The 23,737-nt window shown below is 75.3% G+C and carries 20 protein-coding genes and 2 tRNA genes; 9 read left to right on the forward strand and 13 right to left on the reverse strand.

Annotated features, from left to right (window positions below; genetic code table 11):
* Nucleotides 1–9 precede the first annotated feature (9 nt).
* The 6 genes from ACWEPF_RS02390 to ACWEPF_RS02415 all read left to right on the forward strand — a co-directional run bounded on the left by ACWEPF_RS02390 (nt 10) and on the right by ACWEPF_RS02415 (nt 4,030).
* Nucleotides 10–82: transfer RNA gene (locus ACWEPF_RS02390), tRNA-Gly, on the forward strand.
* A 44-nt stretch (nt 83–126) separates the two neighbouring features.
* Nucleotides 127–199, forward strand: a tRNA-Gly gene (locus ACWEPF_RS02395).
* 160 nt (nt 200–359) lie between these two features.
* Entirely contained in the window at nt 360–1,349 is a 990-nt protein-coding gene (locus ACWEPF_RS02400) for an ABC transporter ATP-binding protein (protein WP_452171050.1), read from the forward strand.
* Nucleotides 1,346–2,140: an ABC transporter permease gene (locus ACWEPF_RS02405; RefSeq protein ID WP_452171051.1), complete on the forward strand. Its 795-nt coding sequence runs from the start codon at nt 1,346–1,348 to the stop codon at nt 2,138–2,140. The genes ACWEPF_RS02400 and ACWEPF_RS02405 overlap by 4 nt, the downstream gene beginning before the upstream one ends.
* 52 nt (nt 2,141–2,192) lie before the next feature.
* Complete coding sequence (locus ACWEPF_RS02410; RefSeq protein ID WP_452171052.1) at nt 2,193–3,419, forward strand: sensor histidine kinase; 1,227 nt, start codon at nt 2,193–2,195, stop codon at nt 3,417–3,419.
* On the forward strand, nt 3,416–4,030 hold the full coding sequence (locus ACWEPF_RS02415) for a response regulator transcription factor (RefSeq protein ID WP_345289982.1): 615 nt from the start codon (nt 3,416–3,418) through the stop codon (nt 4,028–4,030). The genes ACWEPF_RS02410 and ACWEPF_RS02415 overlap by 4 nt, the downstream gene beginning before the upstream one ends.
* A gap of 68 nt (nt 4,031–4,098) precedes the next feature.
* Here ACWEPF_RS02415 and ACWEPF_RS02420 read toward each other — a convergent pair whose 3' ends face one another.
* The 4 genes from ACWEPF_RS02420 to purD all read right to left on the reverse strand — a co-directional run bounded on the left by ACWEPF_RS02420 (nt 4,099) and on the right by purD (nt 10,103).
* Entirely contained in the window at nt 4,099–4,998 is a 900-nt protein-coding gene (locus tag ACWEPF_RS02420; RefSeq protein ID WP_345289983.1) for a phosphoribosylaminoimidazolesuccinocarboxamide synthase, read from the reverse strand.
* Between the two features lie 64 nt (nt 4,999–5,062).
* On the reverse strand, nt 5,063–6,604 hold the full coding sequence (locus ACWEPF_RS02425; RefSeq protein ID WP_452171053.1) for a N,N-dimethylformamidase beta subunit family domain-containing protein: 1,542 nt from the start codon (nt 6,602–6,604) through the stop codon (nt 5,063–5,065).
* 177 nt (nt 6,605–6,781) lie between these two features.
* On the reverse strand, nt 6,782–8,344 hold the full coding sequence (locus ACWEPF_RS02430) for a hypothetical protein (protein ID WP_452171054.1): 1,563 nt from the start codon (nt 8,342–8,344) through the stop codon (nt 6,782–6,784).
* Nucleotides 8,345–8,858: 514 nt separating this feature from the next.
* Nucleotides 8,859–10,103, reverse strand: coding sequence for a phosphoribosylamine--glycine ligase (gene purD / locus ACWEPF_RS02435; protein WP_452171055.1), 1,245 nt, complete (start codon nt 10,101–10,103; stop codon nt 8,859–8,861).
* Between the two features lie 477 nt (nt 10,104–10,580).
* Here purD and ACWEPF_RS02440 point away from each other — a divergent pair, with 477 nt between their 5' ends.
* Entirely contained in the window at nt 10,581–11,363 is a 783-nt protein-coding gene (locus tag ACWEPF_RS02440) for an SLATT domain-containing protein (RefSeq protein WP_452171056.1), read from the forward strand.
* A gap of 180 nt (nt 11,364–11,543) precedes the next feature.
* Here ACWEPF_RS02440 and ACWEPF_RS02445 read toward each other — a convergent pair whose 3' ends face one another.
* From ACWEPF_RS02445 to ACWEPF_RS02455, 3 genes are all read right to left on the reverse strand, one after another.
* The gene (locus ACWEPF_RS02445) at nt 11,544–12,191 is read right to left on the reverse strand and encodes a hypothetical protein (protein WP_345290468.1); all 648 of its coding nucleotides are present in this window, start codon (nt 12,189–12,191) and stop codon (nt 11,544–11,546) included.
* Nucleotides 12,192–12,237: 46 nt separating this feature from the next.
* A complete protein-coding gene (locus tag ACWEPF_RS02450) occupies nt 12,238–13,173 on the reverse strand; it encodes a GntR family transcriptional regulator (RefSeq protein ID WP_452171057.1) in 936 nt (311 codons plus the stop codon).
* A gap of 202 nt (nt 13,174–13,375) precedes the next feature.
* Nucleotides 13,376–14,173, reverse strand: coding sequence for a carbon-nitrogen family hydrolase (locus ACWEPF_RS02455; protein ID WP_345290470.1), 798 nt, complete (start codon nt 14,171–14,173; stop codon nt 13,376–13,378).
* Nucleotides 14,174–14,323: 150 nt separating this feature from the next.
* Here ACWEPF_RS02455 and ACWEPF_RS02460 point away from each other — a divergent pair, with 150 nt between their 5' ends.
* Together ACWEPF_RS02460 and ACWEPF_RS02465 are read left to right on the forward strand one after the other, a co-directional pair.
* The gene (locus ACWEPF_RS02460) at nt 14,324–15,148 is read left to right on the forward strand and encodes a maleylpyruvate isomerase family mycothiol-dependent enzyme (RefSeq protein ID WP_345290471.1); all 825 of its coding nucleotides are present in this window, start codon (nt 14,324–14,326) and stop codon (nt 15,146–15,148) included.
* Between the two features lie 131 nt (nt 15,149–15,279).
* Nucleotides 15,280–16,092 (forward strand): BRO-N domain-containing protein, encoded by an 813-nt coding sequence (locus tag ACWEPF_RS02465; protein WP_452171058.1) that lies wholly within the window; start codon nt 15,280–15,282, stop codon nt 16,090–16,092.
* 100 nt (nt 16,093–16,192) lie between these two features.
* Here ACWEPF_RS02465 and ACWEPF_RS02470 read toward each other — a convergent pair whose 3' ends face one another.
* From ACWEPF_RS02470 to ACWEPF_RS02495, 6 genes are all read right to left on the reverse strand, one after another.
* Nucleotides 16,193–17,518: an MFS transporter gene (locus ACWEPF_RS02470; protein WP_452171059.1), complete on the reverse strand. Its 1,326-nt coding sequence runs from the start codon at nt 17,516–17,518 to the stop codon at nt 16,193–16,195.
* 61 nt (nt 17,519–17,579) lie between these two features.
* Nucleotides 17,580–18,839 carry a M64 family metallopeptidase gene (locus ACWEPF_RS02475; RefSeq protein WP_345290474.1) on the reverse strand — a complete coding sequence of 420 codons (1,260 nt, stop codon included), beginning with the start codon at nt 18,837–18,839 and terminating at the stop codon, nt 17,580–17,582.
* A gap of 193 nt (nt 18,840–19,032) precedes the next feature.
* Complete coding sequence (locus ACWEPF_RS02480; protein ID WP_452171060.1) at nt 19,033–20,283, reverse strand: ABC transporter permease; 1,251 nt, start codon at nt 20,281–20,283, stop codon at nt 19,033–19,035.
* Nucleotide 20,284: 1 nt separating this feature from the next.
* A complete protein-coding gene (locus tag ACWEPF_RS02485; RefSeq protein WP_452171061.1) occupies nt 20,285–20,905 on the reverse strand; it encodes an ATP-binding cassette domain-containing protein in 621 nt (206 codons plus the stop codon).
* Nucleotides 20,902–22,245, reverse strand: coding sequence for a peptidoglycan-binding protein (locus ACWEPF_RS02490; protein WP_452171062.1), 1,344 nt, complete (start codon nt 22,243–22,245; stop codon nt 20,902–20,904). The genes ACWEPF_RS02485 and ACWEPF_RS02490 overlap by 4 nt, the downstream gene beginning before the upstream one ends.
* A gap of 205 nt (nt 22,246–22,450) precedes the next feature.
* Nucleotides 22,451–23,680, reverse strand: coding sequence for a benzoate/H(+) symporter BenE family transporter (locus ACWEPF_RS02495; protein ID WP_452171063.1), 1,230 nt, complete (start codon nt 23,678–23,680; stop codon nt 22,451–22,453).
* Between the last annotated feature and the right edge of the window lie 57 nt (nt 23,681–23,737).

Raw genomic sequence — 23,737 nt, forward strand, 5'->3', positions numbered from 1 at the left:
GGACACCATGCGGACGTGGCTCAGTTGGTAGAGCATCACCTTGCCAAGGTGAGGGTCGCGAGTTCGAATCTCGTCGTCCGCTCGCAGTAAGCAGTACCGCAGTACGGCAGTACAACCGAAGATCGTGCGGACGTGGCTCAGTTGGTAGAGCATCACCTTGCCAAGGTGAGGGTCGCGAGTTCGAATCTCGTCGTCCGCTCAGTGTGAAGGGCCCCTCGGAAGAGGGGCCCTTCGTCGTTCCCGTACCTCTTCCTCCCGCTCGCCGATGACATTTGTCATCGGCGACCCATGCGGACGCGGCACCGACCGGTGACGCCGCGCACTGCCCGCGGGCCCCGGCCGCCGGGAGGCTTGAGGGCATGGACACCAGCCACCGCGAGCCGCCCGCCATCGAGGCCACCGGCCTGCACCGCCACTACGGACCCGCCGGGGACGCCGGCTTCGACGCCGTCCGGGGCCTGGACCTCACGGTCCGCCGGGGCGAGGTCTTCGCCCTGCTCGGCACCAACGGGGCGGGCAAGACCTCCACCATGGAGCTGCTCGAAGGCCTGGCCGCCCCGACGGGGGGTCAGGTCCGGGTGCTGGGCCACGACCCGTACCGGGAGCGGGCCCTGGTGCGGCCGAGGATCGGCATCATGCTCCAGGAGGGCGGCTTCCCCGCCGAGCTCACAGTGGCCGAGACCGGCCGGGCCTGGGCCGGGATGACCAGCGGGGCCCGGCCGGTGGACGAGGTGCTGGAGCTGGTCGGGCTGGTCCACCGGCGCACCGTGCGGGTCAAGCAGCTCTCCGGCGGCGAGCGCCGCCGGCTCGACCTGGCGCTGGCCCTGCTCGGCAGCCCCGAGGTGCTGTTCCTGGACGAGCCCAGCACCGGGCTGGACCCGGAGGCCCGGGCCGGGGTCTGGCGGCTGGTCCGCGAGCTGCGGGCGCAGGGCACCACGGTGCTGCTCACCACGCACTACCTGGAGGAGGCCGAGGAGCTGGCCGACCGGCTGGCCATCATGCACACCGGACGGATCGTCACCCGGGGCACCGTGGCCGAGGTGATCGCCGGGCGGCCGTCCCGGATCACCTTCGAACTCCCCGGGCGGGAAGGCCGGTTCGAGGGCCTGACGCTGCCCCAGCTGGCCGGGGCCGAACTGCTGACCGAGGGCCGCCGGATCACCGTGCAGACCCCGCACCTCCAGGCCACCCTGACCGAACTGCTCGGCTGGGCCGCCCGGCACGAGGTGCCGCTGGCCGGGCTGGACGCCCGCAGCGCCTCGCTGGAGGAGGCCTTCCTGGCCATCGCCTCCGGCGCCGCCACCACCGACTCCCCCGCCGAGACCGTCCTGACCGGAGCCGACCGATGACCGCCGCCACCGCTTCCACCGCCGCCTCCACCACCACCGCGACCAGGCTGCTGGCCCTGGGCCGGGCCGAGACCACCCTGCTGCTGCGCAACCGCACCGCGCTGTTCACCGCGCTGGCCCTGCCGCCGCTGATGGCCGTCGCGCTGAGCGAGCCGATCCGGCAGCAGGGCGCGGACACCCCCGGCCTGTCCGCCTCCGCCCTGGTGGTCACCGCACTGCTCGGGATGCTCCCGCTGTTCGTCGTCTACTACAACCTGACCTCGGCCTACGTGGCCCGGCGCGGCGAGCTGGTGCTCAAGCGGATGCGCACCGGCGAGGCCCGGGACGCCGAACTGCTCGGCGGCATGGCGCTGCCGTCCGTGCTGCTCTCGCTGACCCTCGGCGTGGTGCTCTGCGTGGCCGCGGCCTTCCTGATGGACCTGCCCGCCCCCTCCGACCCGGCCCGGGTGGTGCTCGGGATGCTGCTCGGCCTGGCCGTGCTGGTGCCGCTGGCCGCGCTGTCCAGCGTCATCACCAAGACCGTGGAGAGCGCCGGGCTGACCACCCTCCCCCTGCTGCTGATCAGTCAGTTCGGCTCCGGGATGATCTTCCCGTTGGACGCGATGCCGGACCAGCTGGCCGCGGTCTGCCGCCTGCTGCCGACCACGCCGGCCGTCCAGCTGCTGCGCGACGGCTGGACCGGTGCGACCGGCTGGGGCGAGGCCCTGCCGCAGCTCGGGCTGGCCGCGGCCTGGACCGTGCTGGCCGGCTGGGCCGCGCTGCGCTGGTTCCGCTGGGAGCCCCGGCGCTGAGGCCGGGGAGGCCTGATAGGAATTCGGTACCGAACGCACCGGAGGAGGGACCGTGGAACTGCGCCGACCGCTGCGCCGCTGGCGCGCGCTGGGCAAGCCGCAGCGCACCGAGCTGTACGTCCGCTGGTCCTGCTACTTCGCGCTGTCGGCCCAGCCGTTCGCGGTGCTGGGCGCGGTGGGCGGCGGGGCGACGGGCATGCCGGTGCTGACGCTCCGTCTGCTGCTGCTGGCGATGCTGGCCGGCACGGTGCTCTCGGTCCTGCTGTTCCGCACCGGACTGGCCCACTACCTGGGCCGCCGGAGCCTGCCGACCGGCCTGCTGACCGCCGCCACCGTGCTCACCCTGGCCATGGTCTGGCTGCTCGCCCTGACCGCCGGCCCCGACCCGGACCGGGCGGCCGGGCTCGGCCCGGTGCTGGTGATGTTCTGGTACGCCCCGGTCGCGGTGGCCCTGCCGGTCCGCCGCGGCGCCGCGCTCTGCGCGGGGATGCTGCTCGGGGTGCTGGCCGCGCTGCTCGCCTCCGGCGCGCCGCTCGCCACCGGCCTCGGGGTCTGCACGGTGGTGCTGCTCGGCTGCGTCTTCTTCGGTGCCACCTGCCGCTCCTCGGCCTGGCTGGCCGGGGTGGTCTGGGAGTTGGACGGCGCCCGGGAGACCCAGGCCCGGCTGGCGGTGGCCGAGGAGCGGCTGCGGTTCTCCCGGGACCTGCACGACGTGCTGGGCCGCAACCTCACCACCATCGCGCTCAAGAGCGAGCTGGCCGCCCAACTCGCCCGCCGGGGGCGCCCGGAGGCGGCCGACCAGATGACCGAGGTGCAGCGGATCGCCCAGGAGTCCCAGCGCGAGGTGCGGGAGGTGGTCCGGGCCTACCGGAGCGCCGACCTGCACGCCGAGCTGACCGGGGCCCGCTCGGTGCTCCGGGCCGCCGACGTGGACTGCGCGGTCGACCTGGCCGGGGCCGAGCAACTCCCGGTCACCGCCCAGTCGGTGCTCGGCTGGGTGGTCCGCGAGGCCACCACCAACGTGCTCCGGCACAGCGAGGCCCGCCACTGCCGGATCCGGCTGCGGGTCGGCGGCGGCCAGGCACTGCTGGAGATGGCCAACGACGGGGTGCCCGAGCGGCCCGCCGCCGCCCCCGGCACCGGCCTCACCGGCCTGCGCGAGCGGCTCGCCGTGTACGGCGGGCAGCTGGCCACGCCCCCGGCCGACCCCGGCTGGTTCCGCCTCACCGTGGACCTGCCGCTGACCGCCCCCGCCCTCTCCCTGGAGACCACCGGATGACCGCGCCCGTACGACTCCTGCTCGCCGACGACGAGCACCTGATCCGGGGCGCGATGGCCGCCCTGCTGGCGCTGGAGGAGGACCTGACCGTGGTCGCCGAGGCCGCCTCGGGCCCGGAGGCGCTGGCGATGGCCAAGGCGCACCGCCCCGACGTCGCGGTGCTGGACCTGCAGATGCCCGGGATGGACGGGATCGAGGTGGCCACCGAGCTGCGCCGGGTGCTGCCGGAGTGCCGGACGATGATCGTCACCGGCCACGGCCGGCCCGGCTACCTGAAGCGGGCGCTGGAGGTCGGGGTGCGGGGCTTCCTGCCGAAGACCGTCTCGGCGGCCGACCTGGCCGGGATCATCCGCACCGTGGTGGCGGGCGGCCGGTACGTGGACCCGGAGCTGGCGGCCGACGCCATCGCGGCCGGGGAGAGCCCGCTCACCCCGCGCGAGACGGACGTGCTGGAGCTGGCCGCGCACGGCACCTCGGTCGCCGAGATCGCCGAGCGGGCCTCGCTCTCGGCCGGCACGGTGCGCAACTACCTCTCCTCGGCGGCCGGGAAGCTGGGCGCCGAGAACCGGCACGCGGCGGTCCGGATCGCCCGCGAGCACGGCTGGATCTGAGGGACCGTCACGGGTCGGCGACACGCGGACGGCCGGGGCCCCTCGGTGGGGCCCCGGCCGTCTCCGCGTCACTGCCAGGTGTTGCCGGTCAGGCGCTCGTACGCCTCGACGTACTTGGCCCGGGTGGTGGCCACGATCTCGGCGGGCAGCTCCGGCGGCGGCTGCTCGCTGCGGCGGTCCCAGCCGGAGGCCGGGGAGTCCAGCCAGTCCCGGATGAACTGCTTGTCGAAGGAGGGCTGGGCCCGGCCCGGCTGCCAGAGGTCGGCCGGCCAGTAGCGGGAGGAGTCCGGGGTGAGCACCTCGTCGCCGATCACCAGCTCGCCGTCGGCCAGGCCGAACTCGAACTTGGTGTCGGCCAGGATCAGGCCGCGCTCGCGGGCGATGTCCCGGGCCCGGGAGTAGACGGCCAGGGTGGTCTGACGGAGCGTCGCCGCCAGGTCCGCGCCGATCCGGCGGGCGGTCTCCTCGTAGGAGACGTTCTCGTCGTGCTCGCCGACCTCGGCCTTGAGGGCCGGGGTGTAGATCGGGGCGGGCAGCTCGGAGCCGTCCTCCAGGCCCTCCGGCAGGGCGATGCCGCAGACCGTGCGGTCCTCGCGGTACTCGACCAGGCCGGAGCCGGTCAGGTAGCCGCGGGCCACGCACTCCACCGGGGCCATCTCCAGCGCCCGGCAGATCAGGGTGCGGCCCTTCCAGTCGGCGGGGGCGCCGTCCGGGAGCTCGGTGGAGATGACGTGGTTGGGCACGATGTCGGCGATCCGCTCGAACCACCAGAGCGAGAGCTGGGTGAGGATCCGGCCCTTGTCCGGGATCTCGTTGGGCAGCACCCAGTCGAAGGCGGAGGTCCGGTCGCTGGCCACCATCACCAGGTCGCCGTTGGCGGCCCGGTAGAGGTCGCGCACCTTGCCGGTGTGCAGGTGTTCCAGACCAGGTACCTGGACCGGCTCGGGCTTGGTGACAAATCCGCTCAAGGTCGTCTCAGTCCTCGGGGGAAGGGGGTACTGGGCCTCGAGTCTTTCACGTGGGCGGCCGCGCTCAGTCGCGCGGGCCGCTCTGCTTGCAGAGGTGGTCCAGCAGGTTCGCGGTGGCCCGCTGGATCCGCTCGTCGGTGTGACCGGGGCGGTCGAGGGCCGGTGACCAGGCGAAGGTGCCGGAGGCGAAGACGTACGCGCCGCTGGGCGCGCGGTAGAGCGAGCTCTCCTGGTACCGCACCCGGCCCTCGGCGTCCCGGTACGGCGAGTGCGCCAGCAGCACCCGCTCGGTGTGCTCGGGCAGCGCGACCCTCGGGAAGTAACGGTCCGCCTCGCCGGCCACCAGGCCGGGCAGCTCCTCGCCCTCGCGCAGGCCGGTGCCCTCCCAGAGCCAGTGGCCGGTGTGCCGGGCCACCAGCGGCACCGGCGTCGGCACCCGGCCCGCGTACTGCACGCCGAGCAGCCGCTGCTCGGGCTCGCCCGCGTCCCGCCAGAGGGCGCTGCGGGCCCCCGGCACCCCGGCGGCCGGGTGGTCGGCCGGGACGCGCTGGCGCTTGCGGCAGTTCAGCAGCCGGTGCGGCTCGCCGGACGGGCCGGGCGTCAGCTCGACCCGCCAGTAGACCGAGTTGGCGGAGAGGAAGACCAGCGAGGTGCCGCCGTCCCTGGCCTGCTCGACGGCGCGGCGCATCGGCTCGGACCAGTACTCGTCGTGCCCGGGGAAGACCATCGCCCGGTACCGGGCCGGGTCGACGTGCCCGGCGTGCAGGTCGGTGGCGGTGGCGTAGGCCAGGTCGTAGCCGTAGCGCTCGGCCCAGCGGATGAAGTCGTAGGCGTGGCCGACGTGCAGCGGCAGCCCGGCGCCGGCGTGCGGGCGGTCGAAGGAGACCGTGACGGCGGCCTCCTCCTCGCCGAGCAGGCCGCCCGCCTCGTCCCAGGCGTGGTAGAGGCTGGCCCCGTGCAGGCCGTCCTCGGGGAAGAGGTTGTAGGCCTGCCAGGTGACGTCCGGGAGCACCAGCAGCAGGTCGGCGGTCTGCTCGAAGTCCCGTACGGTGAACGGGATGTGACTGCGGTGCAGGTTGTCGGCGGTGGTCAGCACCGCGACGTAGGCGCCCGGTCTCCAGTGCAGCGGGACCTGCAGCCGCCAGGACTGCCACCAGTGGTGGCAGGAGACGGTGCGGCCGACCACCAGCGGGGCCGGCTGGGCCAGGCCGGAGATCAGCGGACTGGCCGTCATGTGGTGGGCGCCGTCACCGCCGTAGTGGCCGATCCGGTAGACGTCCACCGTGAAGCCGCGGGGCGGGTTCACCGTGACCCGCAGGTCCACCGAGCCGCCGGGGCGGACCACCCCGGCGGAGGCGAAGCCCTTGATCTGCTGCACCACGTCGTCGGAGTTGGCCGGGGTGCCGACCGGTGGCCTGGGGCGCGGGGCGGCCTGCGGGCGCTGGCCCGGGGCGTCCAGGCTGACGTACCAGGGCACCGCGCCCTCGATGCCGGCCACGTAGTGGTCCGGACTGCGCAGCCAGGGCAGCGGGCCCTGGCCGAACGGGTCCGAGACCCCGTGCTTGAGCGTCCCCGACTCCCAGCGGCGGTTGAGTTCCGTCCCCACGCGCGCCCCTTCCCCCTCGCACCGGCCCGGCTCGGCCCCCGGTGGCATGTGCCACGCGGATGTGCGTGCGGACCAGCACACCACAGTGCTGGCGCTGCGTCACCCCACCGTAGCAACAAGTGTCGTTGAAAATTGATTCGTACCGGATCCGCCGTCTGACCGGGGCATGACGGCTCGTCAGAGGCGTACGGAGCCCGTCGTCCGGAGCCCCGTCGACTCCAGCCAGGCCCGCAGCGGGGCGTCCTCGCCCTGCTCCACCGCCTCCGCCACCAGGGCCGCCAACTCGGGCCTGCGGGCGCCCGCCAGCAGCAGCACCGGGCCGTCCAGCCAGTCCAGCCCGGGGCGGCCGGCGCCCGCCTCCACCGCGGTCAGGCAGACCAGCGCGGTGACGTGGTCGGCCAGCAGGTCCCGGCCGGTGCGCACGACCTGCAGCGGGGGCGCGACCTGTCCGGTGCGCGCCACGTGTGCGGCGAGTGCTGCCGCGAGGGGCTCGCCGCCGCCCTCCGCGAGCCGGGTCAGCACCAGGTGCAGCGCCGGGCCGGGCTCCTCGGGCGCCCGCTCGCCGAGCACCTCGCGCAGCGCACCGGCCTGGCCGCGCCAGCCCGCCTCGACCACCTCGGCCGGGTAGTCGGCCCAGGCCAGCTCGCGCCAGCCCGTCCCGACCGTGCCCACCGGCTCGCCGAACAGCACCTCGGCGGCCAGCAGCGAGACCGCCGCGTCCACCTCGCCCGGCTCCTCCAGCAGGTCGCAGGCGGGCCGGTCGCCCAGCCGGCTGCCGTAGCCGTCGGCCAGCCGGTCCCGGCGGGACAGCTCGGTGAGCGCGGAGACCACGCCCGCGTTCAGGTGGGCCGGGTGGCGGCCGAGCCGCCAGGCCGGGAGGGCGACCCGGGTAAGCAGCCTGTCCCAGCCCGCGTAGGCCAGGCCCACCTGCTCCTGGGCGGCGATCCGCTGCCCGTAGTCCACCGACTTGGCCTGCTCGGAGGCGGCGGCCGCGACCGCCCGCTCCAGCTCGGCCGCGTGGTCCCGGCAGGCCGCCAGCAGCAGCCGGGTGAGCCGGTCCAGCAGCGCGCCCGGCAGCGCCCCGGGGCCGCGCCGGTCGCCGAGCGAGGCGTCCAGGGCGCGCAGGAAGCGACGGGCGGCGGCGATCTCGGGATCGGCGGAGGCCGCCGTCCCGGCCACCACCGGGGCCAGCAGCGCGCGCAGCTCCCCGGCCCGCATCCACCAGAGGAAGGGGGAGCCGATCACCAGCACCGGGGCGGCCGCCCGCCCGTCCCGCCCCGCGCCCAGCTCGTCGCCCGCGGGGGCCGACGCGCCGTCAGGCGCCTTGCGGCGGCGGCCGCTCGGCTCCTCCAGCCAGCTGTCGCAGTCCGGGGTGAGGGCGATGGCGGAGGGCGCCGGGACGCCGAGGCGCTCGGCCAGGTCGCGGATCTGGCGGTACAGCTCCGGCGCGGCCTCCTCGGCCAGCGGCACCGCGGGGGTGCGCGGGGGCACCGCCCTCGCGTAGGCCCCGGCCGCCAGGCCGGCGGCCAGCAGCACCAGCGCGGCGACCGCGCAGACCACCCAGCGGACGGCGTCCCAGACCCCCGCGTCGGCCGAGCCGGGTGCGCCGATCCGGCCGGTGAACCGGCCGGCCAGCAGCACCACGGCGACGGCGACGGGCAGCGCGGCGGCGCCCAGCGCCAACCCGCGGACCCTCAGCACGGCCTGGGCACGTGCGCGGGCTGCGTCGACAGCGGCCATGTGGCGCGGCACCCCCTTCGGGGCCCGGGGGACGGGCGGACCGCACCGCCCTCCGGAAGGAGGCGGCGATCCGGTCACCCGGGCCGACTCGAAATGATCAGTATCCGACCGGGAGGCGACGGAGGCCGCTCCCGGTTGTGCATCGTGCTTGGCACTTCTGACAGTTTTGACGCCCGTCCACGGGTGGGTGTTCCGGATCGCTACCGTTTCCACCCGTCCTGGTGACAACCACCACCCGGGACGCCACCGCCAGCTTCCCCCCGGCCGGGCCCGGACACCCGACGGAGACCGCGGCGGCCGACGGCCGCCCCTGCGATCCAGCGCACCCTACGACCCGGGACACGGCCACGTCAGCCGGATGGTCATCGGATCACCCGAAGGACTGGAATCCTGCCGCCGAGCGGGGCGGCGGCCCGCCCCTGAGTCGAACGGGAGAGCGATCCGCTGAACGACGGAGGGCGCTGCGTCCGGCGGGTGATCCCGCGGACGCAGCGCCCTCCCGGCGGCCGTCCCCCTACTGCTGGGCGGCCTTCAGCGCGATGTCGGTGCGGTGCTGGCCGCCCTTGAGCGCGATCTTCGCGACGCCCCGGTAGGCCAGCTCGCGGGCCGCGGCCAGGTCGGCCCCGGTCGCGGTGACCGAGAGCACCCGGCCCCCGGCGCTCAGCACGGAGCCGTCCGGGCCCTCCTTGGTACCGGCGTGCAGCACGAACGCGCCCTCGGCCTCGGCCTCGGCCAGCCCCTCGATCGGGTCACCGGTGCGCGGCGCCGCCGGGTAGCCCTCGGAGGCCACCACCACGGTGACCGCGGCGCCCTCGTCCCAGCGCAGCGGCTCCAGCTCGCCCAGCGTGCCGTTGGCCGAGGCCAGCAGCACGCCCGCCAGCGGGGTGCGCAGCCGGGCCAGCACGACCTGGGTCTCCGGGTCGCCGAAGCGGGCGTTGAACTCGATCACCCGGGTGCCGCGCGAGGTCAGCGCCAGACCCGCGTAGAGCAGGCCGGAGAACGGGGTGCCCCGCCGGCGCAGCTCGTCCACGGTCGGCTGCAGCACCGTCTCCAGCACCTCGTCGACCAGGCCCTCCGGGGCCCAGGGCAGCGGGGAGTAGGCGCCCATGCCACCGGTGTTCGGGCCCTCGTCGCCGTCCAGCGCGCGCTTGAAGTCCTGGGCCGGGACCAGCGGCAGCACGGTGGTGCCGTCGGTGACGGCGAACAGCGAGACCTCGGGACCGTCCAGGTACTCCTCGATCACCACCTGCTCGCAGGAGGCCGCGTGGGCCAGCGCCTCGGCCAGGTCGGAGGTGACCACCACGCCCTTGCCGGCCGCCAGGCCGTCGTCCTTCACCACGTACGGGGCACCGAAGGCGTCCAGCGCCTCGGCGGCCTCCTCCGGGGTGCGGCAGACGTAGGAGCGCGCGGTGGGGACGTTGGCCCCGGCCATCACGTCCTTGGCGAAGGCCTTGGAGCCCTCCAGCTGGGCGGCCTCCCCGGACGGGCCGAAGACCGGGATGCCGGCCGCCCGGACGGCGTCCGAGACGCCGGCCACCAGCGGGGCCTCCGGGCCGACCACGACCAGTTCGGCGCCGAGCCCGCGGGCCAGCGCGGCCACGGCCGCACCGTCCAGCTGGTCGACGGGGTGGACCACCGCCACCTGCGCGATCCCGGCGTTGCCCGGGGCGCAGTGCAGCTCGGTCACGGCAGGATCTTGGGACAGTGAGCGGCACAGGGCGTGTTCGCGGGCGCCGCCGCCGATGACGAGGACCTTCACGCTGGGCAAGCGTAGTCGGTGGCCGTTCCGGCCCTGGTCGCGGGCCCCGTGTCAAGCTCCGAACGATCACCCGATCCCGGGCCCGGAGACTGGAGGAAGCTCCAGCGGGTACCCGGTGCGGGAGGCGGCAGGGTGGCCGGAGTCAGGGCCGCAGGACCGGACGGGCTCGCTCGGACGGGTGAAATCCGATCGGCCGCCGCAACTCTCCCACCTCGGGTCGATGGGGTGAATTCCGATAACGATCGCGGCCGAAGCGGCCACACGGTCAGCCATTCGGCGGTAAGAAGGTCTGTCGTACGGCCCCCGGCCCCGGCCGGGGCACGGCACCATGGGGCGACCCGCACCCGCTCCTGGCGCCGCCGTCCGACACGGTGTCAGATCCGGCCGGTGTCCCCCGACACCGACCGACCGACGCACCGTCAGGCCCGGCACCCCGCCAGGGCCTCAGCAGTCCGCCCGCCACAGGGAGCCCCACAGGTGAGCCAGCCGGAAATGCAGCCCGAGGAGAGCCCCTGGGGCAAGGACCTCGGTGAGGAGGACCAGCCCGTGGCCACCTCCAGCCCGACCCCGACCCGCCGCCGCACCGACCTGAGCGCCCGCCAGTTCCCGCTCGGGGACTGGGGCGAGCCCGCCGAGCGGCTGGAGGAGCTCTACCGCTGGTCCGAGGAGCGCGCGGTCGAGGCCATCGACTGGTACCGCCGGGACCGGGTGTGGAAGCGGCGTTGGGCCCGCCTGCTCCGCTTCGGCTCCGCCTCGTTCGCGGTGGCCGGGGTGACGGCGCCGCTGGTCTCGATGACCGGCGCCTTCTCCTTCCACGCCTCCTGGGGCTACGTCGGGCTGGCGCTCTCCGCCGCCTGCTACGGCCTGGACCGCGCCTTCGGGCTCACCTCCGGCTGGATGCGGGACGTCTCCACCGCGCAGGCCCTGCAACGGCGGCTGGAGACCTTCCAGTTCGACTGGGCCTCGGAGTGCGTGCGGGAGGTGCTCGGGCCGACCGAGGGCACGGCGGGCGAGGCGGCGGAGCGGTGCCTCGGGGTGCTGCGGCGCTTCTGCGAGGACGTCTCCGACGTGGTCCGCAGCGAGACCTCGGAGTGGATGCTCGAGTTCCGGGCCGGCATGACGCAGCTGCCCACCCAGTCGCCCGGCCCCTGGGGCGGCCGCACCGAACCGGGCGCCGGGGCCCAGGTCCGCGTCCTGCCCCCGCCGGGCACCCGGCCCACCATGCCGCGCCAACGCCCCCCGGAGGGGCCGCTGCGGTGACCCCGCGGGGCGCGCGGCAGGTGGTCACCCCGGGGGCGCGGGGAACTGCGCGAAGCGGAAGGAAGTGACCCGTCTGCCGGGTACGGGGATTCACTTGCAGGTGAGTGTCCGTACCCGGCAGACGGGCTTCGTTCTTCCGACTCGCGCAGTTCCTCGCGCCCCTGGGGTGGCCGCTTCCGCCTACGCGAAGACGATCATGGAGCCCTGGGTGACGCTGCGGGTGGCGGCGGCGTAGAGGCCGGCCCAGGCGTGGCGTTCGCGGGCGTAGGGGTGGAGGTCGTCGATCGGGGGCTCGAAGGGCTGCTCCAGCTCGGTGGGGGCGAGCGGGCGGGTGGGGGCCGGCGGGTCGAGCGGGTCGATGCCCAACACCGGCGCCACCGCCTGGAGTTCGCGCAGCAGCCCGTAGGAGGACCCGAGCGGCCCGCCCTCGGCGAGCAACTCGTCCGCGACCAGCGGCAGTTGGAAGTCGATCGGAACGTACGCCCCGGCGTGGTCGAAGTGCCAGACCAGGTGCGACTGTTCGGCGGTGGACTCGAACATCTCCAGCAGCTGCTCGTAGTCGCTGCCGAGCGCGTCCACCGGGGTGATCTGGAACCCGGTCAGCCCCAACAGGTAGGCGCGGCGCAGGAAGTGGAGCGAGTCGTAGTCGAAGGCGGCTATCGGCTCCACCGAGCCGCTCAGCTCCGCCGAGTACTGGTACACCGGTACCGGCGGCAGCCCGTGCGCGGTGAGCGCGGCGTCGTAGCGGGCGAGGTCGTCCCGGAACGGGTTGTCGGAGCTGTACGTCAGGACGTCCACCAGCGGGACGAGCCAGAGGTCGCAGGCCATGGGCCGGCTCTTCCTCTCAGGGGGCGTGGGCAACGGAGAGCCCACCCTACTGCCCGGGCAGGGCCTCCCGGCGCGCGGCGGGCTCCTCGGACGGCTTCCCGCCGCGGGGAGCGGACGGGCGGCCGAAGCGGCCGGGCGGGACGGCCCTGGGGAGGGGCACCAGGCCGTGGCCGACCTCCGGTTCCGCGGCCGGACCGGCCGCGGGCTCCACGGCCCCGGGCGGCCCGGGGTGGCCGCCGCCGGGGACCGGCGCGCGCAGCAGGGAGAGCACGGCCACCGACTCCAGCGAGTGGCCGCCGAGCCTGGCCAGCAGCTCGACGGTGAACAGGTTGTACTGGTTCACGATCCGGTGCGCACCGGAGATGTCGCGGGCCTCGATCCGGTCCACCAGTTCGGGGTGGCGGTCCCAGCAGACGCCCTCCATGGAGTCGGCGGCCCGCAGGTGGGGGGCGGCGTACATCCAGGACTGCACCCGCAGCCAGCCGAGGTAGCCGGCGATCCGGGTGTTGTCGAGCAGGACGGCGGCCTCGTGCCAGAACCGCAGGTCGCAGCCGACCAGGACGTCCAACTGCCCGGCACGGGAGGCCCGTTGGGCAGCCTCCGCGCGGCGTCGCAGGGACGGGAGACGGTGCCAGTCGTAGCGGCTGACCCGGCCGTGGAGCTGGCGCAGGGCGGAGTCGGTGAGCAGGGCGCGGGCCTCGAAGATCTCCAGGAAGTCCGTCCAGGAGAACTCCGGGACGGTGAAGCCCCGGTGGTGCTCGGCCCGGAGCAGGCCCTGCGCGGCCAGGTCGACCAGCGCCTCGCGGGCCGGGGTGGCGGAGACCCCGTAGAGCTCGGCGATCTCCTTGACCGTGAAGTTGCGGCCCGCCTCCAGCCGGCCGGCCATCATCTCCTCGCGGAGCGCGGCGGCGATCTGCTCGCGCAGGCTGTTGCGCTGGATCGCCGGACGGCCGTCGCCGGGGAGCCCCAGGGTGCTGGACATGCGGTCGTCGGGCTCCTCTCCGGCTCCGTGCTGGCCCTCGGCCGGCCCGGGCGGGAACACGACCGAGGCTCATCTTCTCAAATGCGCCCAGCTGGTGCGCAAGAGCCTCACGGCCTCCATATCCGGACATTCGACCGTGTCCGCAGGTCAGCACGGTTCCTGCGGGGGGGCTCCGGCGCCGGTGGCCGGCGCCGGAGCGCGGTCAGCGCTGGACCGGGGCCGGGATTCCGAGCAGGCGGTCCCGGAGCACCGGGAACTCGGCCCGGGCCTTGGCCGCCCCGGCGCCGTCGAACTCCACCGTGAGCACCTCCTCGCCCGCACCGGCCTCGGCCAGCACCTTGCCCCACGGGTCCACCACGATCGAGTGGCCGCCCTGCTCCACCCCGGCGTGCGTCCCGGCGGTGTTGCAGGCCAGCACGTACGCCTGCTCCTCCACCGCCCGGGCCCGGGCCAGCAGCGTCCAGTGCTCGCGGCGGCGCTCCGGCCACGCCGCCGGCACCACCAGCAGCTCCGCCCCCGCGTCCAGCAGCGCCCGGAACAGCTCCGGGAAGCGCAGGTCGTAACAGGTCGCCAGACCGAGGGTGCCCAGCTCGGTGGTGGCCGTGACGATCTCCTGCCCCGCGCCCATCGCCACCGCCTCGCCGCTGTCGAAGCCGAAGCGGTGGATCTTGCGGTACGTCGCGGCCAGCTCGCCGTCCGGGGCGAACAGCAGCGAGGTGTTGTAGATCGGGCCGTCCGGATCGCGCTCCACGATCGAACCGGCGTGCAGCCACACCCCGGTCGCCCGGGCGGCCGCCGACATCGCCTCGGCGGTCGGGCCGTCCAGCGGCTCCGCCCCGTCCGACCAGGCGTCGTACGCGAACCCGCCGAGCGGCCACAGCTCGGGCAGCACCACCAGGTCGGCGCCCTCCTGGGCGCGGACCAACGCGGCCGCCCTGGCCCGGCGTTCGGCCACCGGCTCGGCGTCGGACACGGCGAGTTGGATCAATGAGGCGCGCACACTACCACCGTCCATGGGACCAGTCCTACGATCGTCACCCGAAAGCGCTGCCCTGCTGTCACCCGGCAGCGTAACGTGCGGGTAGCGCCCGCGCGGGGAAGCCCCGACCTTGGCGCCGAGGTAGGGAACTGACGGAGGGCCGGATAACCCGTGACCGACAACGAGACGACCGTGCAGACCTGCGTCGACGCCTGGACGCAGTCGATCGAGGCGATATCCGAACTCGTCGCCGCCCTCCCGGGCGACGCCTGGAACCGCGCCACGGAGTGCCCCGGCTGGTCCGTCCGCGACGTCGTCTCGCACATCATCGCCCTGGAGTCCGAACTCCTCGGCGACCCGCGCCCGATCCACTCCCTCCCCTCCGACCTCCGGCACGTCAGCGGCGACTTCGCCCGCTACATGGAGCTCCCGGTCGACAAGCGGCGCTGCCACACCCCGCCCGAGCTCACCAGCGAGCTCGAGTACACGATCATCCGGCGCTCGCGCGCCCTGCGGGACTCCCGCCACCAGGCCGAGGACCTCGTCCGCTGGCCGGCCGGCCCGCTCTCCCGGGACGTCCCCTACCTGACCCTGCTGCAGCTGCGGGTCTTCGACGTCTGGGTCCACGAGCAGGACCTGCGCCGCGCCCTCGGCGTCCCCGGCAACCTCGACACCGCCGCCGCCCGGATCGCCCGCGACCAGCTCCTGGCCGGCCTCCCCCGCACCGTCGCCAAATCGGCCGGCGCACCCCTCGGCACCACCGTCGCCCTGGACGTCACCGGCCCGCTGGAGTTCTTCCGCACCGTCCGGGTCGGAGCGGACGGCCGCGGCACCGTCGACGAGTCGGTGACCCTCGCCCCGACGGTCTCGCTCGGCATGGACTGGGAGACCTTCCTCCGCCTCTCCTGCGGCCGCGGCAAGCGCGGCCCCGTCACCGTCGACGGCGACCACGAACTCGCCGACCGCATCCTCGACCACTTCGCCGTCACCCCCTGAGGCGCGCTCCCGCCGCGCACGCGGGGTGGCGCACCTCGCGCTTCCGTGCGGCCGGGGCGGGCCAGTACGTCACCCGTTCGGCCTCGTTGTGCCAGACAGCCCATACCTCCGAACAGAATTGAGGGGCTGTCATGAACGACGAGTCGATGGAACTGGTCCGCACCAGCTTCCCGGTCACCGGCCAGCCGATCCGGGTGGTGATGATCGACGGCGAGCCCTGGTTCGTCACGGCCGACGTGTGCGCGGTGCTCCACCGGGGCAGCCCGAGCTGGGCCAGCCGCCTGGTCGGACCGGAGAACACCCGGACCGTCGACATGCGCTCGGTATGCCTGAGTTCAACTCAGGCACACGACGTTTCCGCAGGTGGGAATGCCCCCGTCCGCGGGAACCCGTTCCTCAACCTGATCAACGAGGCGGGTCTCTACCTCGTGATCATGAGGTCGCGTAAGCCCTCGGCCCGCCCCTTCCAGGAGTGGGTCACCGCCGACCTGCTGCCGTCGATCCGGCGAGGTGACACCGACGTGCCGCGGCAGCAGCAGCGGATGGCGGAGACCCTCGCGGACGCGATCGGGCAGCAGGTGCACATCGTCGCGGAGGTCCAGCAGGACCTCGGGCCAGACTTCCACGTCCGCTCCGACGGGACGGTGCACTGCCGGCACGGCGAGATGGAGTTCCGGGTGCCGAGCCGTCAGGACGACAGCGGGCCGCCCTTCGGCGGGTACTTCCAGTGCCTGAGCTTCGAGCACGTGGGCATCCGCGGCGGCAAGGCGATCCCGCGCTGCGAGAAGCTCAAGCTGGTCGACCTGGTCCGCCGCCTCAACGCCCGGCCTCCCGCGCCCGAGCCCTCGCTCGGCGGAACGGTGCACGGCGAGGTCGGTCCGTTCCGGTTCAGCACCGGGCCGGACGAGTTCGTGGACCTGATGCGGCGCAGCGGTCTGCTGTAGCGGGAACAGGACGCCTTCACCCTCAGAAGTCCGAGGGTGAAGGCGTTCTCCATACCCTCGGACGGTCCTACGGTTTCGTCGTTCTCGCAGGTCGGAAACCCTACGCGACCTTCCGCCGCAGGTGCAGGATCATGCCCGTGCCGAAGGCGAGCGGCACGTACAGCCAGCACAGCGCCCACCGGTACCCGTCCGCCGTGTGTGCCGCGCCCGCCGGGGTGAGGGCGTCGAGGAGGAGGCCGACGCCCAGCAGGGTGGTGACGATGCCGAGGAAGCCGCCCATGTTGGCGATGCCGGTGGCGGTGCCGAGGCGGGTCGGGGGATTGCTCGCGCGGGCGTAGTCGAGGCCGACGAGGGAGGCGGGGCCGTTGCTGCCCATCACCACGAGGAGGGTGACGAGGAGCCAGGTGGGCGGGGTGGCGCCGGGCCAGGCGAGGACGGCGGCCCAGGTGAGGGCGGTGGTGGCGATCACGGTGAGGGTGACGGGCATCCGGGCCCGGACGGTGCGGAGCAGGAGCCGGCCGAGCAGCAGGGCGAAGAGCATGTTGGAGAAGACCAACAGGGTGAGCAGGCCGCCGGCCTCGCCGCGCGAGAGGCCCTGACCCTCCACCAGGTAGGGCATCCCCCAGAGGAGTCCGAAGGCTCCGGCGGGGAAGGCGGTGGTGAAGTGCACCCACAGCCCCAGCCGGGTGCCGGGTTCGCGCCAGGAGTCGCGGACCTGGGAGCGGAGCGAGGGCCGTCCGTCGGCGGTGGAGGGCAGCGGGGCGGCGCCGGGGGGTGCCTCCCGGAGCAGCAGGGCGACGGCCGCGAAGACCGCGACGCCGAGCAGGGCGACGGTGGCGAAGGAGGCGGTCCAGCCCTCGCTGTGCAGGGTCTGGGCGAGGACGGCGGTGGTGAGCAGGTTGCCGCCCATGCCGGCCAGGCCGGTGAGTTGGGCGACCATCGGGTTCTTGGCGGCGGGGAACCACCGGGCCGCGATCCGGAGCACGCTGATGAAGGTCATGGCGTCGCCGCAGCCGAGCACGGCCCGGGAGGCCAGGGCGGGGCCGAAGGCGGTGGAGAAGGCGAAGGCGAGCTGACCGAGGCTCAGCAGCAGGATGCCGCCGAGCAGGACGCGCTTGGGCCCGTACCGGTCGACCAGCAGGCCGACGGGGATCTGCATGGCCGCGTAGACCAGGACCTGGAGGACGGCGAAGGTGGAGAGCGCGGAGGCGCCGATGCCGAAGCGGTCGGCGGCGTCGATGCCGGCCACGCCGAGGCTGGTCCGGTGGATCACCGCGAGCACGTAGACGGTGGCGGCCACCGCCCAGGCGAACCAGGCGGCCCGCCCGCCCGGCGCTGCGGAGGGCGCGGGTACCGGCACCGGCGCCCGCTGACCGGGGACGGCGGCGACGGTGGGGGCTGGGACGGTCTCCGGGTCGGTGCTCACCCGAACAGGTTAAGCAGCCCGTCAACAGCCGGGATCCGGCCGTCGTGCACGAAGCACCGTCTCACCCCTTGAGCGTCCAGCTCACCGTCCGGGTCATCCGCTGCTCCCGGAACGCCTCGTCCCGGACCCAGTCGGTGTCGTCCCGCACGGTGGCCGAGACGGTGACGGTCCGTCCGGCGGGGACCGCGAGCGCGGTGGTCTCCAGCCAGCTGCCGTCGGGGGCGGGGCTGGTCACCGGGAGGCCGTCGACCCGCCACTCGACCACCAGCTGCCGGTCCCCGGTGAGGGGGACGGGCCGGACCAGCAGCCGGGGGCGGCCGGTGATCGCGCCCGGGGTCGGTTCGGGGCGGTCGGCGGGGCTGATCCGCTGGTAGAGCTGCTTGACGATGGCCTCCCGGGAGGGCGGGTTGTAGCTGCCGCCGAGGGTGCGCATCACCGAGTCGACGGTGGGGCGGAAGGTGCCGTTGGCGCTCCGGTAGGTGCCGACCGTGCCGCCGCCGTCGGAGGTCTCGGCGCCCAGCCAGCGCCACCACTTCAGCTGACGGCGCCTCATCTCCTCGGCGTCCACGGTGGAGAGGTTGGGGTAGTCGGCGTCGCCCGGCGCGCTGTCGTACTCGTCGCCGAGGTCGCCGACGGTGTGGCCCATCTCGTGCTGGATGATCCGTCCGGCGTCGGGGCTGCCGCCCGCCAGGGTGGTCACCCCGGTGCCGCCGGCACCGCCGTACTCCCTGGAGTTGGCGAGGGCGATCAGGTACTGCGGGCCCTCGCCCTCCCCCGCCAGGCGGGCGGTGGCGGCCTCGTCGGCGCAGAGCAGCCGGGCGGTGCCCTCGCACCAGAAGTGCATGCCGAGCGGGGTGCCGGGGTGGCGGACGGCCGGCTCGCCCTCGGCGATGCCGGGGGTCGGGGAGACCACCTCGACCCGCCTTATGTTGAAGAAGCCCTGGTAGCTGCGGAAGGGCTCGATCTCCATCAGCGCGTGCCAGGCCTGGTCGGCCTGACGGCGGAACAGCTCCTGCTGGTCGGCGGTGTAGCCGTCGCCGAGCAGGACCAGGGTGATCCGGTTGGCCGGGTCACCGGTGCGCCGTATGTCCACGGTCGGGGCGGTGCCCGGCGTGGTGGCGGGTGGCCCGGGGGGCCGTTCGACGCCGTTCGGCGGGGCGGCCCGGTCGGGGGCGGGCGACGGGACGCCGATGACCTCGTAGGGCGACCGGGCGGTGAGTTCCAGGGCGGCGGGCAGCCCGGCCACCGGGAGCAGCAGGAGCACGGCCAGGCCGCGTCCCGCTCCTCGGCGGACGCGGTGTCCGGTATCGCCAGGCGCCATACGGGTACGTCCTCGGTGCTCCGGTCACCCGGCGGGGGCCAGGGTGGGGGTCGCGGAGAGGTACCCGCACCCCGCGCCCCCGCAGCACTCCCGCGCCGCAGGTTCCCCGGGCCGGACCAACCGGTTCCGCCGCGCGGCCCACCCGGCTTGCGGCGGCCCCGCGCCGAGCGCCGCGCGCCCCGCGGCGGCGGCCTCAGCCGCGCAGGGCCGCGACCGGGTCGGTGCGGGCCGCCCGGAGCGCCGGGTGGGCGCCGGCCAGCAGGCCGAGGACGGTGCCGAGCAGCGGCGCGGGGAGCACGGCCCAGGCCGGCAGCACGGCGGTCCAGTCCCGGACGAGCGCCACGGCGAGGACGGCGAGCACGCCGAGGCCGGTGCCGGCCAGGCCGCCCAGGGTGCCGACGGTGGCGGCCTCGGCGAGGAACTGGGCCCCGACCTGTCGGGCCCCGGCGCCGAACGAGCGCCGCAGCCCGGTCTCGGCCGCGCGCTCCCCCACCGCGAGCAGGCCGGCCGAGGCGATGACCACCGCGCCGACGGCCAGGCAGGCGCCGGCCAGGGCCAGCGCCACCAGGAGTCCGGTGCGCCGGGGAGCGGCGCCCCGGTGCTCGTACGGGTCGGGCGGGGCGTCCACGGCCAGCCGGTCCGGGGCCTCGGGGCGCAGCGCCGCCGGGAGCTGACGGGCCACCACCCCGGCCGCCCCGGGGCGGGTGGCGACCAGCACCTTGGCGGACTCCCGCCCGGCCGGTCCCGGATTGCCGAAGCGCTCCAGCGCCGTCGCGGCCGGGACGATCAGGCCGTGCAGCGTCTCGGGGGCCCGGGCGACCTGCCGGTAGAGACCGATCACGGTGAACGGGAGGCCGTCCAGGAAGACGGCGGGCTGCGCCGCGACCAGGCCGGGGCCGATGCCGAGGCGGGCGGCGGTCTCCTCGCTGAGCAGCGCCACGGGGAGCCGCCGCCGTTCCGGGAACTGGTCGAGCGTCACTCCGGCGGTCAGCTCCGGAGCCATCGCGGCGACCGCTCCGGGGCTGGCGGCGAAGACCGTCGGGCCGGGGCCGGGCAGGCCCTCGGCGGCCGGGCCGGTGCCGATCCGGATGCCGTCGCCGACCCGCCACCAGACCCCGGCCGCCGTCACCCCGGAGATCCGGGCCGCCCGGGTCTCGGTGTCGGGCGGCAGGCCGGTGGGCGGGGCGGCCCCGGGGGGCAGTCCGGTGGCGTCGGGCTGGTCCACCGCGGTGACGGTGGTGGCCCTGGTGAGGTCGTAGCCGGGGCGGACCTGGCCGTCGGCGGTGGCGGTCAGGCCGAGCGCGGCGACCAGGGTGGCGGTCCCGAGCGCCGGGGCGAGCAGGGTGAGCAGGGTGCGCCGGGGCCGCTCCAGCAGTCCGGCCAGCGTCTCGGCTCCCAGGTCCCGCAGGGCGGACCACGTCCCCGGCCGCGGCTTGCGGAGCACCTCAGACCACCGCCGCTTCGGCCGTCGCCCCGTCGGGGATCCGCACCGTCCGCCCGGCCCGGTCGGCCACCGCCGGGTCCCGGGTGAGCACCAGGACGGTCTGCCCCTCGCCGTGCAGCCGGTCGAGCAGGGCGAGCACCGCCTCGGCCCCGGCCGGGTCCAGGCCTTCGACCGGCTCCTCGCAGAGCAGCAGCGCCGGCCGGTTGACCAGGGCCCGGGCCAGCGCGAGGCGGCACCGCTCGGCGGCGGTGAGGGCACCGGGCAGCGCGCCGGGGCGGTCGCCGAGGCCGGCCCGCTCCAGGGCGGCCCGGGCCGCCGGGCGCCGCTCGGCGCGCGGGGTGCGGACGTAGACCTGGGCGAGCAGCAGGTTCTCCTCGGCGGTGCGGAGCCGGAGCAGGGCGGGACGGCGGAGCAGCAGGCCGATCCGGCGGCCGCGCAGCACCGCGCGCTCCCGCTCGGTGAGCCGCCCGGTGTCGGTGCCCTCCAGCAGGAGGCCACCGGGGGCGGAGGCCTCGAACAGGCCGAGCAGCGGCAGCAGACCGGGCGGCCCGGCGACCGCCACCCACTCCCCCGCCTCGACGGTCAACCCGCCCGGCTCCGCCCGGAGTTCGAGGACCGTCACGAGCCGACCGCCACCTGGTCACCGGCCGCCAGGCCGCCGCCGGTCAGCGCGACCCAGCCGCCGACCGTGGCACCGGTGGTGACCGCGACCACCTCGCGGCGGCCGTCCTCGGTGACCCGGGTGACCACGGTGCGCCCGGCCGAGTCGGTGAAGACCGCCGCCACCGGCACGCTCGGCACCGGCTCGGCGGCCGGGCCCTGCAGCACGGTGAGCCGGACGTCCTGGCCGTTCAGGGCCGCGGGCAGGCCCTGCTCGGTGGTGATCTGCAGCGGGACGTAGAGCGGGCCCGGCCGGGCCGGGTCGGCCGGGGCGGGGGCCGGGCCGCCGATCGGGACCACCTGCCCGGCGGGCGGCAGGCCGGTCGGGGCGCCGAGCCCGGTGACGGTGCCCCGGGCGGTGGCGCCGCTGACCTCGGCGAGCAGTTCCACCGTCATCCCGGGCTGCACCGAGGTGGCCTGAGCGGGCGTCAGCCGACCGGTGACGGCCAGCCCGCCGCCGACCAGCGAGAGCAGCGGGCCCGAGACCGGGGCCCCGACGGGCGCGTTGACGGCCGTCACGGTGGCCGGGAGGGAGGGCAGCAGCACCACCTCGCCGGCCGGGACCATCGGGCCGTTGGCCGCCTCGGCCTTCGCCAGCTCCTCCCGGCTGACCGTCAGCCTCCGCCGGGCCTCCGGCAGTTGGGCCGACCGCTCCGGGTCGGCGGCGGTCTCGGCCAGCTGCCGCTGGTCCGCCTCGACGGCCCGGCGGGCCGCGTCCACCGCCTGCCGGGCCTCCGGCCCCGGGGTCGGCGCCGTCTGCCCGATGCTGCGGTAGTAGTCGCCCACCGCCTTCGCGGTGCCCCGGCCGTAGCTGCCCTCCGGATCGCCGCCCGGACCGAAGCCCAGCTCCTCCAGGGCCTTCTGGAGCTGGGCGACGTCCGGGCCGGTGGAGCCGGGCTTGAGGTCCCGGTACGCGGGGACGGCGCCGTGCAGCACGAAGAGCGGCCGGCCGGAGACCACGGCGAGCAGACGGCCGTTCTCCACCTGCTCGCCCGGCCGGACGGCCAGCGCGGAGACGAACAGCTGGGTGATCTCGGGCGAGGAGGCCCTCGGCGTCACCTCGTACCGGGTCGGCGGGTAGACCTGGCCCCGGGCCACCACCGAGGGGGTGAGCGCCCGCAGCGTCACCGGGGCGGTGAGCAGGCTGCGCGGCGGCGGTGCGGCCCCGACGGTCCGCTCGGCCGGGGACTCCACCAGGGAGGAGGCGGCCCAGCCGCCGGTGGAGACCAGGGCGGCCCCGACCGCCACCACCAGTGCCGCGCGCTGGCGCCGGGCCAGCCGTGACGTCCCGCCCTCGTCCACTCCGGCCCCCTCCCGCGCGGCGGTCCGAACCCTGGCGGCACGCCGGAGCTCCGGTGCGCGGGTCGCGCCACCGCGCAGGTCACGCCCAGCATGCGCGGGCACCGGGCCCGGTCCGGTCAGCTGCCGCGCGCCGCGCGGGAACGGGCACCGGGGAGGGGGACGGCGGCAGCCATTCGGCCCAGCCCGCGGACCTGCTGACCTCCCGTCAGGCCTTCTCGCGCCGCCCCGCCTCCAGCACCAGGTGCGTCCCGACGCCGAACAGCAGCCCCCAGAACGCCGAGCCGATCCCGTACAGGGTCATCCCCGAGGCGGTCACCAGGAAGGTCACCACCGCCCCGTCCCGCCCGATCGGCTCGGTCACCGCGCCGATCAGGCTGCCCTGGAACGACGCCAGCAGCGCGACCCCGGCGATCACCGCGATCAACGCGGGCGGCAGACCGGTGAAGAGGCTGACCAGCACCCCGGCGAAGCTGCCGATCAGGATGTAGAGCACGCCGGTGGACATCCCGGCCACGTACCGGCGGCGCGGGTCGGGGTGGCTCTCCGGGCTGGTGCAGATGGCGGCGGTGATGGCGGCCAGGTTGACCCCGGGCGAGCCGAACGGGGCCAGCAGCACCGAGAGGCCGCCGGTCGCACCGATCAGCAGCCGGTCGTCCGGGTCGTAGCCGGAGGCCCGCATCACCCCGAGGCCGGGCGCGTTCTGCGAGGCCAGCGCGACGATGGTGAGCGGCAGCGCCAGACCGACGGTGGCCGCCCAGCTGAACTGCGGCACCGTCAGTTCCGGCCGCACCGGCCCGCCCTGGCCGAGGTGGAGCGGCAGCCCGACGGTGACGGCGGCCAGCACCCCGCCGGCCAGCAGCGCCACCGGCACCGCGTACGGGGGCACGAAACGGCGGGCCAGCAGGAAGGCGGTGAAGCTGCCGAGCACCAGCACCGGGGCGCTCTTCACCGAGGTGAAGATGCCCGCGCCGAAGGAGAACAGGATGCCGGCCAGCATCGCGTTCACGATCCCGGTGGGGATCGCCCGCATCAGCCGCCCGAACAGGCCGGTCACGCCGAACAGCGTCACCGCCACGCTGCTCACCAGGAACGCCCCGACCGCCTCCCGGTACGGGTAGTCGCCCAGGCTGGTCACCAGCAGCGCCGCACCGGGCGTGGACCAGGCCGCGATCACCGGGGTCCGGGTCCACCAGGAGAGCAGCAGACAGCTCAGCCCACTGCCGATCGAGACCGCCCAGATCCAGGAGGCGGTCTGCCCCTGGTCCAGCCGCCCGGCCTGCGCCGCCGCCAGCACCACCACCAGCGGGCCGGAGAACGACACCGCCACGCACACCAGCCCGGCCAGCAGCGCGGGCCCCGACACGTCCCGCCGCAGCGACGGGCGCCCGTCCTGAGCAGCCGTCGGATCCTCGGTCTTCCCCCGCAGTTTCGTCACCCGGGCAGTATCCCGGAGGCCCGCCGGAGCCCTCCGAAAAAACTTTTGAACTCACCT

The sequence above is a fragment of the Kitasatospora sp. NPDC004289 genome, assembly GCF_053602875.1.

Bases quoted from the DNA above. Each gene is read 5' to 3' on its own strand.
- ACWEPF_RS02400 (WP_452171050.1), top strand. From the start codon at position 360: ATGGACACCAGCCACCGCGAGCCGCCCGCCATCGAGGCCACCGGCCTG.
- ACWEPF_RS02405 (WP_452171051.1), top strand. From the start codon at position 1,346: ATGACCGCCGCCACCGCTTCCACCGCCGCCTCCACCACCACCGCGACC.
- ACWEPF_RS02415 (WP_345289982.1), top strand. From the start codon at position 3,416: ATGACCGCGCCCGTACGACTCCTGCTCGCCGACGACGAGCACCTGATC.
- ACWEPF_RS02430 (WP_452171054.1), bottom strand. From the start codon at position 8,344: ATGGCCGCTGTCGACGCAGCCCGCGCACGTGCCCAGGCCGTGCTGAGG.
- ACWEPF_RS02445 (WP_345290468.1), bottom strand. From the start codon at position 12,191: ATGGCCTGCGACCTCTGGCTCGTCCCGCTGGTGGACGTCCTGACGTAC.
- ACWEPF_RS02450 (WP_452171057.1), bottom strand. From the start codon at position 13,173: ATGTCCAGCACCCTGGGGCTCCCCGGCGACGGCCGTCCGGCGATCCAG.
- ACWEPF_RS02465 (WP_452171058.1), top strand. From the start codon at position 15,280: ATGAACGACGAGTCGATGGAACTGGTCCGCACCAGCTTCCCGGTCACC.
- ACWEPF_RS02475 (WP_345290474.1), bottom strand. From the start codon at position 18,839: ATGGCGCCTGGCGATACCGGACACCGCGTCCGCCGAGGAGCGGGACGC.